This window comes from Clostridium sp. AM34-11AC (assembly GCF_003435375.1).
In the GTDB taxonomy this organism is placed as follows: Bacteria; Bacillota; Clostridia; order Lachnospirales; family Lachnospiraceae; genus Pilosibacter; species Pilosibacter fragilis.
This window is the reverse complement of record NZ_QWGL01000021.1, coordinates 1-16,041: the sequence shown is the minus strand read 5'-3', so window position 1 is coordinate 16,041 and position 16,041 is coordinate 1. Positions and strand designations below refer to the sequence as shown.

13 protein-coding genes are annotated in these 16,041 nt (G+C 51.5%); 12 read left to right on the top strand and 1 reads right to left on the bottom strand.

Annotation, left to right across the window (positions count from 1 at the left end; genetic code table 11):
* The first annotated feature begins 11 nt into the window (after window positions 1–11).
* The 6 genes from DW826_RS12125 (at window position 12) to sigE (ending at window position 7,253) form a co-directional block, all read left to right on the top strand.
* Window positions 12–1,439 (top strand): putative peptidoglycan glycosyltransferase FtsW, encoded by a 1,428-nt coding sequence (locus tag DW826_RS12125; RefSeq protein WP_347472363.1) that lies wholly within the window; start codon window positions 12–14, stop codon window positions 1,437–1,439.
* Between the two features lie 62 nt (window positions 1,440–1,501).
* Entirely contained in the window at window positions 1,502–2,764 is a 1,263-nt protein-coding gene (gene murA / locus DW826_RS12120) for a UDP-N-acetylglucosamine 1-carboxyvinyltransferase (RefSeq protein ID WP_242990596.1), read from the top strand.
* Between the two features lie 119 nt (window positions 2,765–2,883).
* Window positions 2,884–3,699 carry a cell division protein FtsQ gene (locus tag DW826_RS12115; RefSeq protein WP_347472362.1) on the top strand — a complete coding sequence of 272 codons (816 nt, stop codon included), beginning with the start codon at window positions 2,884–2,886 and terminating at the stop codon, window positions 3,697–3,699.
* Window positions 3,700–3,917: 218 nt separating this feature from the next.
* Window positions 3,918–5,114, top strand: coding sequence for a cell division protein FtsZ (ftsZ, locus tag DW826_RS12110; RefSeq protein WP_117470932.1), 1,197 nt, complete (start codon window positions 3,918–3,920; stop codon window positions 5,112–5,114).
* 414 nt (window positions 5,115–5,528) lie between these two features.
* Window positions 5,529–6,437, top strand: a complete 909-nt coding sequence (locus DW826_RS12105) for a sigma-E processing peptidase SpoIIGA (protein ID WP_181968057.1) — start codon at window positions 5,529–5,531, stop codon at window positions 6,435–6,437.
* Window positions 6,438–6,512: 75 nt separating this feature from the next.
* Window positions 6,513–7,253 (top strand): RNA polymerase sporulation sigma factor SigE, encoded by a 741-nt coding sequence (gene sigE, locus DW826_RS12100; protein ID WP_117470930.1) that lies wholly within the window; start codon window positions 6,513–6,515, stop codon window positions 7,251–7,253.
* Window positions 7,254–7,313: 60 nt separating this feature from the next.
* Here the strand turns inward: sigE and DW826_RS12095 are convergent, their stop codons facing one another.
* The gene (locus tag DW826_RS12095; protein WP_117470929.1) at window positions 7,314–8,027 is read right to left on the bottom strand and encodes a hypothetical protein; all 714 of its coding nucleotides are present in this window, start codon (window positions 8,025–8,027) and stop codon (window positions 7,314–7,316) included.
* Between the two features lie 289 nt (window positions 8,028–8,316).
* On the opposite strand from DW826_RS12095, the gene DW826_RS12090 reads away from it, so the two are divergent.
* The 6 genes from DW826_RS12090 (at window position 8,317) to holA (ending at window position 15,631) form a co-directional block, all read left to right on the top strand.
* The gene (locus tag DW826_RS12090) at window positions 8,317–9,201 is read left to right on the top strand and encodes a DegV family protein (RefSeq protein WP_015555045.1); all 885 of its coding nucleotides are present in this window, start codon (window positions 8,317–8,319) and stop codon (window positions 9,199–9,201) included.
* Window positions 9,188–10,660, top strand: a complete 1,473-nt coding sequence (locus DW826_RS12085) for an ATP-binding protein (RefSeq protein ID WP_015555044.1) — start codon at window positions 9,188–9,190, stop codon at window positions 10,658–10,660. Before DW826_RS12090 ends, DW826_RS12085 begins: the two co-directional genes overlap by 14 nt.
* An 11-nt stretch (window positions 10,661–10,671) precedes the next feature.
* Window positions 10,672–11,610, top strand: a complete 939-nt coding sequence (locus DW826_RS12080; RefSeq protein ID WP_015555043.1) for a GerMN domain-containing protein — start codon at window positions 10,672–10,674, stop codon at window positions 11,608–11,610.
* Window positions 11,611–11,638: 28 nt separating this feature from the next.
* Window positions 11,639–14,014 (top strand): DNA internalization-related competence protein ComEC/Rec2, encoded by a 2,376-nt coding sequence (locus DW826_RS12075; RefSeq protein WP_181968056.1) that lies wholly within the window; start codon window positions 11,639–11,641, stop codon window positions 14,012–14,014.
* A gap of 105 nt (window positions 14,015–14,119) precedes the next feature.
* Window positions 14,120–14,599 carry a hypothetical protein gene (locus tag DW826_RS12070; protein ID WP_117552826.1) on the top strand — a complete coding sequence of 160 codons (480 nt, stop codon included), beginning with the start codon at window positions 14,120–14,122 and terminating at the stop codon, window positions 14,597–14,599.
* Window positions 14,600–14,653: 54 nt separating this feature from the next.
* Entirely contained in the window at window positions 14,654–15,631 is a 978-nt protein-coding gene (gene holA / locus DW826_RS12065; RefSeq protein WP_117552825.1) for a DNA polymerase III subunit delta, read from the top strand.
* Window positions 15,632–16,041: the final 410 nt, after the last annotated feature.

Sequence of the window (16,041 nt, the reverse complement as noted above, 5' to 3'; positions counted from 1 at the left end):
GGAGGCTTAGCGTGGCTCGAAAGAAAGTTCGAAAAGCCGGCGGCAGGGCACAGGCGCAGAGACATCAGGTACATCGTCAGCAGATGCAGAGACAGCAGATGCAGAGACAGCAGATGCAGAGACAGCAGATGTCCGGAGAACAGTTGGAGCGTCAGCAGATTGAAAGAGAGCGGGCGAAACGCCAGCAGGAGGGACAGCGAAGAGAGCAGCTTCTGATGCAGCAGCGCCGTGAGATGCAGCAGAGACAGGAAATGCTGCGGCAGCAGCAGATGTACGGGGCTCCTGTACAGGAAGAGGGAAAACGGAAAAAGAAAGCACGCCGTTTTTACGACTATGACCTCTTAGTGGTCATTATCTTCCTTACGGTATTCGGACTGATCATGATCTACAGTTCCAGCGCCTACAATGCCCAGGTGAGCAGGCAGCCGTCCAACTACTACATGGTGCGTCAGGGACAGATCGCCGTGGCTGGATTCATCCTGATGCTGATCATTTCAAAGATCGACTATCACTTCTTGGCGAAGTTTACTGTTCCGGCAGTAGTGGTATCCTATATCTGCGAGATCCTTGTAACATTTACACCACTGGGAATCGCGGTTAACGGCAAGAAAAGATGGCTGGGAACAAGATCCCTGCGTTTTCAGCCTGCAGAGCTTGTAAAGATCGTGGTGATCCTGCTTCTGGCCGTGCTCATCACGAGACTTGGAAAGCAGATCAATGAATGGCGGGTGTGGGGAATGATCGCGGTCCTCATCGGACCTCTGGCACTTCTCGTCACCATGAACAACTTAAGCTCCGGTATCATCATCTGCGGAATCGCTTTCGTCATGATGTTTATCGCGTGCAAGAGAAAATGGCCATTTATTGCGACGGTGGCGCTTGGAATCACTGTCATCGTCTTCGCGCCGCCTGTGGCCATCGCCCTCGAGAAGGCGGGAATCCTCCATTCCTACCAGCTGAGCCGAATCCTGGTGTGGAAAAACCCGGAGGCGTATCCGAAGTCCGGTGGATATCAGGTCCTTCAGGGACTGTACGCCATCGGTTCCGGCGGCCTTCTCGGAAAGGGACTGGGACAGAGTATCCAGAAGTTAAGCTTCCTTCCGGAGCCGCAGAACGATATGATCTTCGCGGTGATCTGCGAGGAGCTGGGACTTTTCGGCGCGGTAGCCGTGATATTCATGTTCCTGTTCATGCTGTACAGATTTTTAGTCATCGCCGGAAATGCGCCGGATCTATTTGGTGCAATGCTGGTGACAGGTGTTCTGGCACATATCGCGATCCAGGTCGTCTTGAACATTGCCGTTGTTACGAATGTGATTCCTAACACGGGAATCACGCTTCCGTTTATCAGTTACGGGGGTACGTCGGTGCTGTTTTTGATGATTGAGATGGGAATGGTACTAAGTGTGTCCAACCAGATCAGGCTGGAACAGCAGTAACATAATTGATACTCTTGCATATACTGTTTTATAGCGGCATATGCGGGGGAATCGGTTTGCAGGTGTTTAAAGTTCAGGGGCTTAAGCCTCTGCATGGAAAAATAAAAGTCCAGGGTGCAAAAAACGCGGTGCTGCCCATGATGGCGGTGAGTCTTTTGACAGAGGGAAGAACCGAGATACGGAATGTTCCGAGAATTTCGGACGTGTTCCTCATGGCGGAGATCTTAAGGGACCTTGGGTGTCAGGTGATGTTTCAGGACGATGTCCTGGAGATCGATGCCTCCGGGCTTTCTGGAACGGTGATCTCCGAGAAGACGGTGGGGAAGATGCGGTCTTCCAGCCTGCTTTTGGGACCGCTGTTATCCAGGGCCGGGGAGGTGACGACCTGGTATCCGGGCGGCTGTGTGATCGGAAAACGTCCGATCGATTTTCACCTGGATGTGCTCCGGGCAATGGGAGCAGAGATACTTGATGATGGCGGAATGCTGATTGCAAAAGCGAAAAAGCTTTGTGGAACAACATTCCGTTTTCCATATCCCAGTGTCGGGGCGACGGAGAACGCGTTGATGGCTGCCGCTCTGGCATCCGGCACGACAAAGCTCCTAAACTGTGCCAGGGAGCCGGAGATCGTGGAACTCTGCAGCTTCCTGCGTTCTATGGGAGCAAAGATATCCGGGGAGCGCACCGGGACTATCACGGTGGACGGGGTGGAAAAGCTCTTTCCGACGGATCATGTGACGGCAGGAGACAGAATCTGTGCGGGGACATACCTGGCGGCGGCAGCGGCAGCCGGCGGGGAGATCGAGATCACCGGTGTGGATCCGGTGGTTCTGGTAGAACCGTTAAAGGCACTCCGAAAAATGGGAGCCGGGATCCGGATATCCGGGGCGACCGGACCGAAAGCCAGGATCGGTATGGTGATGGAACGGCGTCCGGCCGGGGTCGAGATCGACACCGGGCCATACCCGGGATTTCCGACGGATCTTCAGTCTGTCTTTCTCGCCGTGGAGGCAGCGGGAAGCGGGGAGAGCCGGTTTAAAGAGACCGTGTATGAGGCACGGTTTGAGGCGGCGATGCGGCTTGCAGCCTTTGGGGCCGACGTATCGCTCCATAAAGATACAGCCATAATAAGAGGAAGATATCCTCTTGTTCCGGGAATTGCGGAGACGCCGGATCTTCGCGGCGGGGCGGCGCTTCTAGTGGCGGCCCTGGCGGCGGACGGACTCAGTGTGATCTCGGACAGTGGACATTTAAAGCGCGGGTACGAGGATATCGGAAGAGATTTGAGAAAGCTTGGGGCAGACATAGAGGAAGATGAGCTGTGATGATCGTGGCAATGGATTTTTTGCTCCAGACCAGAGTCTTCCGGTGATCAGTGTGTCAGGTGCGCGGGTCCCAATGATGTTACGTGAGAACAAGTGATCAGATAACAGGTGAAGAGAAAATGTTATTTAGAAGAAGAGGTCTTGGATTTGGAAGACGCGGCTTCAATTTCCATTTCGGGAGAAGAAGCAGCAACGGATTTGGAATGTACAACAGGAGAGGAGGAAGAAAGACGGGGATCATCATTGGAGTGTTCCTGGCGATTCTCGTCATTCTTCTCGTTCTTGTCTTTTCGATACGGATCAAGGATGTGGAAGTGAGCGGAAATAAGCAGTATACGAAGGAACAGATCGAGTCGCTCTTATTTGACGGCAAGTGGTCCAGAAATTCCGCGTTCTGCTATTATCAGAACCGGTTTAAGGAGCACAAGTCCATTCCGTTTATCGAGGAATATAAGATCAATTTCAAGAGCCCCACAAAGGTGGAGGTCGTTGTGTTTGAGAAGAGCGTTGTGGGCTGCGTCTCCTACATGAGCAGCTACATGTACTTCGATAAGGATGGAATCATTGTGGAGAGCTCTTCCGAGCAGCTTCCGGGCGTTCCGGTGATCACTGGTCTCGAGTTCGGACATATCGTCCTGCACCAGCCGCTTCCGGTGGCGGATCAGGATATTTTCGGCGAGATCTTAAACCTGACCCAGGTGCTGAATGTCAGCGATATCCAGGTGGACAAGATCAACTATAACAGCTACAATGAGGCGGAGCTTGTGATGGGGGACATCACGGTGGAGCTTGGAAATTCGGATAGCCTTGACGGAAAGATCGCGGAGCTTCACGATATCATGACGGAGCTCACAGGACTTTCGGGTACGCTGTATCTGGATACCTATGACGAGACGAATTCCAGCCCGACGTACCGTTTTGTGAAGAAGAATTAGAGTAACGATTCATCAGGTCTGCGCACTTGCTGCGCTGACCGTAAGAAAGCTTAGGCCGGGGACAGCGGAAAATCAGTGTTTTTTTCAAAAAAACCATAAATTTAAGGTTGATATTTTTCAAAAAATCAAATATGATATATGTTAGATTAACTTGGGATTTTTATGACCATGCTAATACAGATGTAATAGATTGATAGATATTAAAGGAGGAGACATTCTTGTTAGAGATTAAGATAAACGAGGCAGAGAATGCCGCAAGAATTCTTGTGATCGGTGTCGGCGGTGCCGGAAATAACGCGGTAAACCGCATGGTAGAAGAAAATATTATGGGCGTTGAGTTTATCGGTATCAACACAGATAAACAGGCGCTTCAGTTCTGTAAAGCTCCGACTGCCATGCAGATCGGTGAGAAGCTCACAAAGGGACTCGGCGCAGGCGCAAAGCCGGAGATCGGCGAGAAGGCAGCTGAGGAGAGCCAGGAGGAGATCTCCCAGGCACTTAAGGGCGCAGATATGGTATTCGTTACCTGTGGTATGGGAGGCGGAACCGGTACCGGTGCAGCTCCGGTGATCGCTCAGATCGCAAAAGACATGGGAATTCTTACAGTCGGCGTTGTAACAAAGCCGTTCCGCTTCGAAGCCAGACAGAGAATGAACAACGCGTTAAAGGGAATCGAGAACTTAAAGAACGCAGTGGATACTCTGATCGTGATCCCAAACGACCGTCTCCTTGAGATCGTTGACAGACGGACAACCATGCCGGATGCATTAAAGAAAGCCGATGAGGTTCTTCTTCAGGCAGTACAGGGAATCACAGACCTGATCAATGTTCCGGGTCTTATCAACCTTGACTTCGCTGATGTTCAGACTGTTATGACAGATAAGGGCATCGCTCATATCGGTATTGGTAAGGCGAAGGGCGACGAGAAGGCACTTGAGGCTGTTAAGCAGGCTGTATCCAGCCCGCTTCTTGAGACAACCATCGAGGGTGCTTCCCACGTTATCATCAACATTTCCGGCGACATCAGCCTGATCGAGGCAAACGAGGCTGCTGGCTATGTTCAGGAGCTTGCAGGCGATGACGCTAACATCATCTTCGGCGCTATGTACGATGAGAATGCGGAGGACGAGGTAACGATCACAGTTATCGCTACAGGCCTTGACGCACACGGTGCAAACACACCGGTTGAGCGCGCAATGAAGGATTTCACAAACTACAAGACAAAGGTACCGGCTCAGCAGGCCCCGGTTCAGAGAACTGCTCCGTCCGTAAAGACTCCGTCTGAGGCAGCAGCTACAACAGAGACTTCCGCACCGAAGTACAACATCCCGACTGGAAATGCCCCGGTTTACCGTCCGGCACAGCGCGGCGAGACCCAGATCAATATCCCGGATTTCTTAAAGAACCGCAGATAAGATTCTGAGGACGGACAAGCCGTATTGGAATTTAATTTATGAACATATTGAGACCTGGAAGAGAGAAATCTTTTCCAGGTCTTTTTGTGTAATAGGAAATTCCGAGGAATTCCCTATTACACAAAAGGCACTAACGTGCCAATGATGCGCACTCGCGCGAAATATTTCTGAAATTTCACCGCAGATCGCGACAAAAATTGTCCAGATCTGCTCTCTTTTTGTTCTTCTTTTTTCGTGTATTCCGCAAATGTCTGCGGAAATCTCTGATCTTCATGAAAAAACAGGAGAGATTCTGTTAAAACGACCCGATGGGTTTTCAAATTTCTCGTCCCTGCTTTGACAAATTCTGGAGAGAAAGACAGGTATACTATGGGAAAACATCAGAAAGGGATGCCAGGGAAAGGAGGAAGTCCGGTGGAGTATGATTGGTACGCCGATCTCTTTTTTCTGGAGGAGGTGTACCGGGATGTTTTGATCTTATGGCTGGCGGCGGTGCTTATGAGAAGGCGGGCAGAGGCCTTGAGACTTCTGGGCGCCGGGATCGCCGGGGGACTCTGCAGTACTGGAAGCGTTTATCTGGAACTTATGGGAAGATGTCCTGCAGGCGGACAGCCGGTATTCGCTGGGATATGGGAAGTTTGGAAACTGCTGGTGACAGGATTTTTGATGATCTGGATCGCTTTTCCGGGAAAACAGACCATGCGCCAGGAGAAAAGGAATGCTTCTGCAGATAGAGGAGATTCCTGGATGAAAGTTTTGAAGTGGCGCGGGAAGGAACTGGGAGTCCTGGTCTTATCCGCAGGGATTTTGCAGAGTGGGCTGGCGATTCTGCGGGAGCGGTGTTTTCTTACAGGCTGGAAAAGTCTGATGTTTATGGGATTTTTCTGTATGGGAGTTCGTTTCTTGGCGGTAGCTCTTGTGAGGCGGCCGATGATCGGGAAAACACGGTATCAGGTCCGTCTTTTCTTAAATGAAAAGTCGAAGGAGTTCACGGCGATGGCGGATTCAGGGAATCGGCTCTTGGAGCCTGTGACGGGAAAGCCGGTGAGCATTATCGCGGCGGCGGATGCGAAAGAGTTCTTAGGCGAGAAGGCGGGAGTCCTTATGATCCCATACCGGGCTGTCGGAACGGAAAATGGAATGCTGCCGGGAGTTCTCTTTGACCGGATGGAGGTCATGTCCGAAGAGTGCGGGAGTATCTGGATCGAGCGTCCGATCGTGGCGATTTCGAAGGAACCTCTGTTTTTCGGGAAGGATTTTACGATGATACTGCCGGAGTGTCTGGTGTCAGGGGAAAATGTGCCTGTGGCAATAGGGGATTGACATGAAGTCTGAACGACGATGTGTGAAAAAATAACTGTGAAGGTGACTAACAGTTAGAAAAAGGAGAGAATGAGTATGATTATGAGAATTTCTATGCCAAACCGGTTCCGCCTCAAAAAAGTGATGGGGTTCCGCACGATGATTCGTCCGGAGCGGGGGGAGATCCATTATATTGGAGGTGCGGATATTCTTCCGGCTCCGCTGTCACTGAAGGAGGAGACTGAGGCGTTAAATAAGTTTGGAACCGAAGAGGAGAAAGAGGCAAAGGCAGAGCTGATCGAGCACAATCTCCGCCTGGTTGTCTACATAGCAAAGAAATTTGACAATACCAGCGTTGGCGTAGAGGACCTGATCTCCATCGGGACCATTGGACTCATCAAGGCCATCAACACCTTTAACCCGACGAAAAATATCAAGCTGGCGACCTATGCGTCCAGATGCATTGAGAATGAGATCCTGATGTATCTTCGTAGGACCAGCAAGATGAAGCTTGAGGTTTCCATCGATGAGCCGTTAAACGTGGACTGGGACGGGAATGAGCTTCTGCTGTCGGATATTCTCGGGACGGAGGAGGATGTGATCTATAAAGACATGGAGGATGAGGTGGAAAAAGACCTTCTTAAGAATGCGGTGAGCCGCTTAAGCCCGAGGGAGAGAAAAATCGTGGAGCTGCGCTATGGTCTGAAGCGCCGGGATGGGGCGGAGATGACGCAGAAAGAGGTGGCGGATCTCATGGGGATCTCCCAGTCATATATTTCGAGGTTGGAGAAGAAGATCATGATGAGGCTGAAGAAGGAAATCGTGAAATTTGAATAAGAAAATTAAAAAGACTGCCCGGCTGATGAATCAGGTTCATCGGTCAGACAGTCTTTTAAATTATTCCTGATCGTATAGCTTCGTATACAGCGTCTCACAGAGCGAATCCGCATAGGACTGGTCAGGGATGTCGCGGCCGGTGATGAGGAAATCCTGGATCAGCTCGAAGCGCTTGAGACTCAGTTCCTCGCCGGAGAGGTCCGGGTCTTCCATCAGAAGCTGCTCATCCAGCTCTTTTGCGGAGTAATTCTTTAAGAACCAATCGATGATCTCCTGGGTCTGGCGTTTTTCATCGTCGGCTTCCACCTTTAACTCGGCAGCGCGCTTCCTTGAGGAGACTGCAACGACAAAGCTGCCGATGGCGAGAACAACGAGAACGCCCTCAAACATATATTTCTGGAATCCTGCCATTGGGAGATGGAAAATTCCCAGAAGGCAGAGTGCCGCGCCGATGGCAAGTACCCCGCCGACTAAGAAGAACGCGGATGCGGAGGAACTCATGTCATCGTAGCGCTGGCCCTTATCCACGTAGGCGTGGACCGGCTCAGCGGCCGGGGAAGACTTCTCGGGTGGATTATCCCCGGAGAACTCCGTATCAGTCCCTTCACCGGAAAACGGATCCATCTCCTGCGCCATGGCGGCAAGCTGTTCTTCCTGTTCCTTCTTTTTCATGGCTTCCGCCACTTCTTTTGATTCCACGAGGGGACCGCCGCAATCGCTGCAGACTTTGATTCCCTCGACAAATTCCATATCGCATTTCGGACAATAAGGCATAATCTGTACCTCCATATAAAAAATACATTGCATATTACGGTCTGCGCTTTCACACTAAGCGCTGCTTTGCGGCTGCCGTAATCCGCTTCGCCGCTCGTGCCAAACATGCGAGCATGCTTTTCACTCACTTACTGCTCAGCATATCATAAATTTTCTATTTCGTCCACAGTTTGGGCAGTTTTGCACTTCCATTTAGGTAGGAAATCGGTTAAAATAGGAGCGAGTCCTGTCCGTATGGAATGGAGAGAAAGAGGGCGGACGAAAGAGAAACAGAAAGGGGCAGTTTTGTATGAAAATTGCAGTTGTAACAGACAGCAACAGCGGAATCACCCAGGCTCAGGCAAAAGAGATGGGAGTTGCGGTTCTGCCAATGCCGTTTATGATAGATGGAGAAACATATTACGAAGATATCACACTGACACGGGAGCAGTTCTACCAGAGATTAAAGGACAATGCTGATATCGCTACCTCCCAGCCCACACCAGATTCCATCCTGAAGATGTGGGACAAGCTCTTAAAAGAGTATGACCAGATCATCCATATCCCGATGTCCTCCGGACTTTCCGGATCCTGCTCCACAGCGATGATGTTGGCGGGAGAGGATGAGTACGAGGGAAAAGTGTTCGTCGTTGACAATCGACGGATCTCTGTGACCCAGTATCAGTCTGTAAAGGACGCGCAGATGCTGGCAGCTATGGGGATGGACGGAACGCAGATCAAGAAGCGCCTGGAGGAGACTGCGGCTGATTCCGTCATCTTCATCACCGTCGATACCTTAAAATACCTGAAAAAGGGCGGCCGGATCACACCGGCTGCAGCGGCTCTCGGCACACTTTTAAAAATCAAGCCAGTGCTGATCATTTTAGGTGAAAAGCTTGATTCCTTCGCGAAAGCCCGTACCATGAAGCAGGCAAAGACCATGATGATGAACGCGATCCAGAAAGAGCTGGACGGGAGGCTTCACGACAGTGAGTGCAGAAACTGCCATCTGGCAATCGCCCACACCGACAACGAGGAAGCAGCGCTGGAGTTTAAGAAAGAGGTCGAAGAGCGCTTCCCGAATGCTGATGTATACATGGCACCGCTTTCCTTAAGCATCGCGTGCCATATCGGACCGGGCAGCCTTGCTGTGACGGCAACGAGAAAGATGGAAGAGGAACATGAGAAAAATTAGGGAAAGGATCCGGAAAATTTACCGGAAGCATACGCCGAGCGTCAAGGTTCCCCTGATCATCCTGATGGTGATGTTCTGTATGATCCCGCTTCTCGTGGAGAGCCGGATCCTTGCCAGTTCCTCAAGACAGAGTCAGGTGGAGCGCCGGATCATTGATGTCCAGAACCAGTGTCAGATCCTGAGCAATAAGATGTCAAGAACTGGATATCTCACAAACTCGGTGGTGGACAACGCCGCCATCGATACGGAGCTCTCCCTGCTCTCGGATATCTTCAGCGGACGGATCCTGATCGTAAACTCCGGGTTTAAGATCGTAGAGGATACGTTTTCTCTCTCGAAGGGAAAGACATTGATTTCCAATGAGGTGATCAGGTGCTTCCAGGGTGAGAATACGAGCCGGTATGACAGCCTGAAACACTATTTCGTCCTGGCAATCCCAATTCCGGAGTTTGAGCAGGAGACGGGAACCATCACAACGGGAAAGACTGCGGGCGTGATGATCGTGACAGCGTCGACGGAGAGCATGTACAGTCTGGAGGACAGTCTGAATGATAAGGCATCCCTGTACGAGATGATGATCTTCGTGATCCTGCTGATCCTTGCGGTCCTCTCGGTCCATTTTATCATGAAGCCCTTTGGAAGCCTGATCGCGTCGATCCGGCGTGTAGGTGAGGGAAACCTGGATGAGGATGTCAATGAGGAGGCGTACCGGGAGACAAAGCAGATCTCCGAGACCATCAATAAAACCCTGGAGAAGCTGAAGGCCGTGGACCAGTCGAGACAGGAGTTTGTTTCCAATGTCTCCCATGAGCTCAAGACTCCGATCACGTCGATCCGTGTCCTTGCGGATTCCCTGATGGGAATGGAGGACACGCCGAAGGAACTTTACCAGGAATTCATGCACGATATCTCCGATGAGATCGACCGTGAGAGTAAGATCATCGACGATCTTCTGACTCTGGTCCGCATGGACAAGGCGTCCTCGGGACTTTCCTGCAGCCAGGTCCAGATCAACGGACTGATCGAGATGGTCTTAAAACGCCTGCGTCCCATCGCCAGAAAGCGGAATATCGAGCTGATCTTCGAGAGTAAGCGCGATGTCTCAGCGGATATTGACGAGGTGAAATTCTCCCTGGCGGTGAATAACCTGGTGGAGAATGCGGTCAAATATAATAAGGAAGACGGATGGGTCCGGGTCACACTGGATGCCGACCACAAGTTCTTCTATTTAAAGGTTGCGGATTCCGGAATCGGTATTCCTGCGGAGTTTAAGGAGCGCGTGTTCGAACGCTTCTACCGCGTGGACAAGGCGAGATCCAGAGAGACCGGCGGAACAGGGCTTGGACTTGCGATCACGAAAAGTGTGGTCCTGATGCATCACGGCGCGATCCGTGTGGACAGTGTCGAGGGCGAGGGAAGTACCTTTATGGTGCGGATCCCGTTGATCTATATTCCGTAGGAGGGAGAAAAATGAAGAAATTTAGGATGTTTCGGGTGTTTTTTCTCCTCTTCGCGGTCCTGTTCGCCTTAAGCGGCTGTACGGGAAAGACGACCGTGGAGCAGAGCGGAAATGCCTATACGATCTACTATTTAAACACGTCCGGGATCCAGCTCGTTGGAAGCGAGTACCGGACGGAGACGACGGACCTGGATGCACTGGTCCGGGAACTTCTCGATAAGATGGGAAATGTGCCGGCGGATCTCGACTGTCAGAGAGCGCTACCGGAGCGGATCGAAAAGATCACCTACCGGATCGAGGGGAATGTTCTGTATTTATATGCAGATGCCAACTATGCGCTGATGAATTCGGTGCAGGAGATCCTGTGCCGGGCGGCGCTGACGAAAACACTGACCCAGATTCCGGATATCGAGTATCTGAGCATCTACTGCGCGGAGCAGCCGATCACGGACGCTGCGGGAAACCCGGTGGGAATGCTTTCCGCCTCTGATTTTGTGGACAGCATCCGCGATGTCAACTCCTTCGAGCGGACGGAGCTGACGCTGTATTTTGCCAATGAGGCGGGAGACCAGCTGGTGGAGGAAAAGCGGGAAGTTATGCAGAACAGCAATACATCCCTGGAGCGCCTCATCGTGGAACAGCTGATCGAAGGTCCTCAGGAGCTTGGACATTATGCGACGATCCCGTCAGATGTGAAGCTTTTGAATGTGTCCGTCAATGATTCGGTCTGCTCAATCAACCTTGACGCGGCGTTTTTAAACAGCACTCTGGATGTGGCGGCATATATTCCGATCTATTCCATCGTGGATTCCCTTGCGGAGCTCTCGACGGTGAGCCGTGTGCAGATCCGGATCAACGGATCCCAGGACGATGTGTTCCGGGACCAGATTCCGTTAAGCACGGTATTTGAACGAAATTACGATTATATCGTAGGAGGAAAAAACGATTAAAAGGCCTTTGCTGTGTGTGACAGGGGGATTGGTACTTGGAGAGACACTGAACCTGTGGATCCCGGCAGAGCAGATGATTTTTGGACTGGCAGTCTGGCTGCTCTTTTTGGTGTGCGTGTTTGCCCGCCGGAAGAGCAGATATGGGCTGCCGGTCTTTCTTTTTGTGGCGGGAATGTCTGCCGGATGTCTTCGGATGGGAGCGGAGCAGGCGGTTTTCTCCCGGGAGGAGGGATTTTTCCGGGAGGAACATGAGGATGGCGTGGTTCTTCAGGGAACTGTCCAGTCGGTGAAGGAGAAGGATGGGACGCTGGAGGTCGTGCTTAGGGATTGCGCAATGGAAGGTAAAGATGGGGAGTCTGGTGAGAAGCTTCGAAGAGTTTTATGTTATCTGGATGTGAATAAAACAGGGGAAGCAGCTGAGGCGGTTTCGAAGCAAAAACCATCACCCGCTGTCGGTGAGAAAATCCGAGTCTTCGGAGAGGGAAAAACGGCAGATCCGGCGAGAAATCCTGGGGCGTTTGACTACCGTCTGTATTGCAGGTCCCGCGGAATTTCCGGGATCATCTATGTGGAGGGATATACGGTGACTGGCGGGAAGGTACATGTATTTTCGGACAGCCTGTACCGGATCCGGAGGTGCCTTTCTGAGCGGTTAAAGGCGATCGCTCTCCCGGAGGACGCTGGAATTCTGTCGGCGGTTCTCTTTGGGGAGAAGGATGATCTGGACAGTGAAATTTATGAACTTTACCGGAAGAATGGGATATCCCACCTCCTTGCCATCAGCGGGCTTCATGTCTCCATTGTGGGACTGGGAATCTGGAAGATTTTCAGGAAAGGCGGGGCGGGGTTCTGGATCTCCGGGATCTTCGCAGGGGGATTTCTCTGCGCCTACGGCATGATGGTGGGCAGCGGCGCGTCTGTGGCCCGGGCGGTGTCAATGGCAGGGCTCTCCTTTCTCGCGGCGGCCGTAGGGCGGACATACGATCTTCCGACGGCAATGTGTATTCCGGCGGCAGGATTGCTGGTTGCTCATCCGTATCTGCTGTCCCAGGCGTCCTTTCAGCTGTCCTTTCTTGCGGTGACATCACTGATCTATCCCGGCAGGCTTTTTTCTTCGCGGGGGGAAAAGCTTTTTACGGATGAAAAAATATCTGCGGCAGCGTCCGCGTTCTTTACAAGTCTTTCGATCCAGGTGGTGACAGCGCCGGTCATTCTCTGGCATTCTTTTGGGATACCGGTCTACGGGGTGTTCTTAAATCTAATTGTGATCCCGCTTATGGCGTATGTGGTCATATCGGGATTTCTTGGACTAGGTCTGTCTTTTTTATCAGAATCGGTTGGGGGTGCGATGCTTGGAGGCGCGCATTATATTTTGAAATTTTATGAGGTGATATGTAATTGGACAGGGGAGCTTCCGGGGGCAGAGCTAGTGCTGGGGCAGCCGGAAATATGGAAAATTGGGTGTTATTATGGATTGATGATATTCGGAGCAGTTGTTTATGAGAGGGGGATGGAGATTGCGGAAAATAAAAAACATCGCCTGGTGTTATTATGCGCCGCCTGGCTTGCGGCATTTCTTTTCCTGCTCCCATCCCGCCAAACCGGATTCTCTGCCACATTCCTCGACGTAGGCCAGGGCGACGGAATCGTTCTGCGCTCCGAATCCCATACGATCCTGGTGGACTGCGGCAGCAGCCAGCAGAAATCCATCGGAGAGAAGGTTCTGGTGCCGTATCTCAAGAGCCAGGGGGTGACGCGTCTGGATCTTGCGGTCATGACCCACGGGGACCAGGATCACATGAACGGGATCCGGTATCTTCTGGAACACCCGGAATCGGGAATCCGGGTGGGAGGTCTCATGATGCCGGAGGCGGGAAAGGATGAGATCTACGGGAAGATGGCGGAACTTGCGAAAAAGCGGGATATTCCTGTTTTTTATGCCCAAAAGGGAGATATATGGAATAACTTTCCGGGAAAAGGAATGTCCATGGAATGCCTGTCGCCGGATGGCGGAACAGAGTTCACGGACCGGAATGAGGAATCCCTGGTATTCCGCCTGACCTACGGACGTTTTTCCATGCTCCTCACGGGAGATATGGAGACATCCGGGGAGGAAACACTTTTGACTTCCGGCGTTCTGACTCCGGTGACGATCTTAAAAGCCGGACATCACGGTTCCGCCACCTCATCCAGCGAAGAGTTTATAGAAAAACTGTCCCCATCCGTGACGATCCTCTCCTACGGAAGAAAGAATCGGTACGGACATCCTGCGGAGAAAGTCCGGAAGCGGCTTTTAGAACACGGATCAAAGATCTATGAAACAGGCCTTTCCGGCGCTGTCATGGTCCGGACAGGTGGAAAGAAACTTAAAATAAAAACGATGCTTCCGCTTGACACAGACTGACCGTGCTTTACATCGGAAGGAAAAGTTTTAATTTCCGCTTACAAAGATTTTACAAAAAGTCCGTTTTGCATTTTACATCGCGTTTCTATAATAAGAGGAAAAAACATGAAATCCAGTAAAATTAAAACAATTGCAGGCCGGATCCTCTTTTTCATCGCAGTGTGCTTCATATTCATTATGCCGATTTTAAGCCTCCTTCGGATGAGCCTGACGACCGACGGAGGCTTTGGTCTGCAAAACTATGTGGACATGCTGCATGAGGAGAGAACGGTGAAGGCGGTCCGGAATACGCTTATCATATCCACTGCGTCAACAGTCATCGCGGTGGCGGCGGGAAGCTTTTTTGTATTCTTAACCGCCTATACGAATGTAAAGAGAAAGAAACTCTTAGAACTTCTGGTCCTCGCGCCGTATATCATCCCGTCCTACATTATCACACTGTCCTGGAGCAGCCCAGCGGCGATGTCCGCAGCGATCGTCTTCATTGTATTCTTCGTGTACAGCCTGGTGGTGCTCGTGAAGAAAAAGGATGAGGAGGACGCGAAGCGCCCGAAGGCGCAGCTTGACCAGTGTTCGTATATCTGATAAAATTAGAAAAGTTTCAAAATGATACCAATAAGACAGTTTACGGAGGCGGCTATGCAGACTTTAAACCAGGATATTAAGGATAAGACATTTAGGAGAGTCTATTTGCTGTTTGGGGATGAGCCGTTTCTTGTGAACAGTTATAAAAAGCGTCTCCGGGAGGCGATCGCCGGGGATGACACGATGAATTATAATTATTTTGAGGGCAAGGGACAGGATGTGAAAGAGATCATTAGTCTCGCGGACACCATGCCTTTTTTTGCTGAGCGGAGACTTGTGCTGATCGATGGCAGCGGATTTTTTAAGAGCAGTGCGCCGGAGGAGCTTGTGAATTATATCCCGGAGATCCCGGAGTCTACATGTATGGTGTTTGTGGAGAATGAGGTTGACAAGAGGAATAAGCTCTACAAGAAGGTGAAGGACAACGGGTATGCAGCGGAATTAAAGAAGCAGGACGCGGACCAGCTGATGCGCTGGGCAGCGGGGATCCTTTCGAAGGACGGGAAGAAGATCACGCGCCAGGTCATGGAGTATTTTATGGAGCGGACCGGGGATGACATGGAGAATATCAGGATGGAGCTGGAGAAGCTGATCTGCTATACCATGGGGCGCGAGGTGATCACGAAGGAGGACGTGGAGGCGGTCGGGACGGTCCATGTGACGAACCGGATCTTTGAGATGGTGACGGCGATCGTGGCGGGGAATACGAGGAAGGCGATGGATCTCTATGAGGATCTTCTGACTCTGAAGGAGCCGCCGATGCGGATCATGTTTTTGATCGCGAAGCAGTTTAACCAGCTTCTGCAGGTGAAGGAATTGGCGGGTAAGGGGGCGCAGAAGAGTGAGATCGCGTCCAGGGTGAAGGTACCGCCGTTTGTGGCGGGGAAGCTGATGGCGCAGGCGAGGGCGTTTACGAGGGAGCAGATTCTTTCTTATGTGGAGTTTTGTGTGGAATCGGAGGAGGCTGTGAAAACCGGTCGACTCTCGGATCGGTTGGCGGTGGAGTTGCTGATTGCGAAGAAGTATGAGTAAGGTTGGATCAACTTGGCAAAAGGACGCGCAGGCCTGGCTTCGGATTCGGGTGCTGGTGGATTTCAGGGGCGGTTCCTCTAGGCTTGCAGAAAAATGCTAAGGGCGGAGAAAAGGTGACACAACTCGCTGCGCTCAGACAAGTGTCACCTTTCCTCCAACGCATTTTCCTGCGAGCCAAGAGGAAGCCAGAGCCCCCGCAATCAGGCATCCGGGTCCGAAGGCAGGCCTGCGCTGGGGGTTGGATGGAGCTGGGTACATTGACCGGTGCTGGAGCTGGATCCGATAAGAAAGATCGAGCAGGAGTCTCCGAACCTGCTGGGTACATTGACCGGTGCTGAGATATAAAAAAGAACCGCTGTTTCTGACACACCGGTTCTTTCTGAGTTTTGGGTATAGCGTATAAAACATTA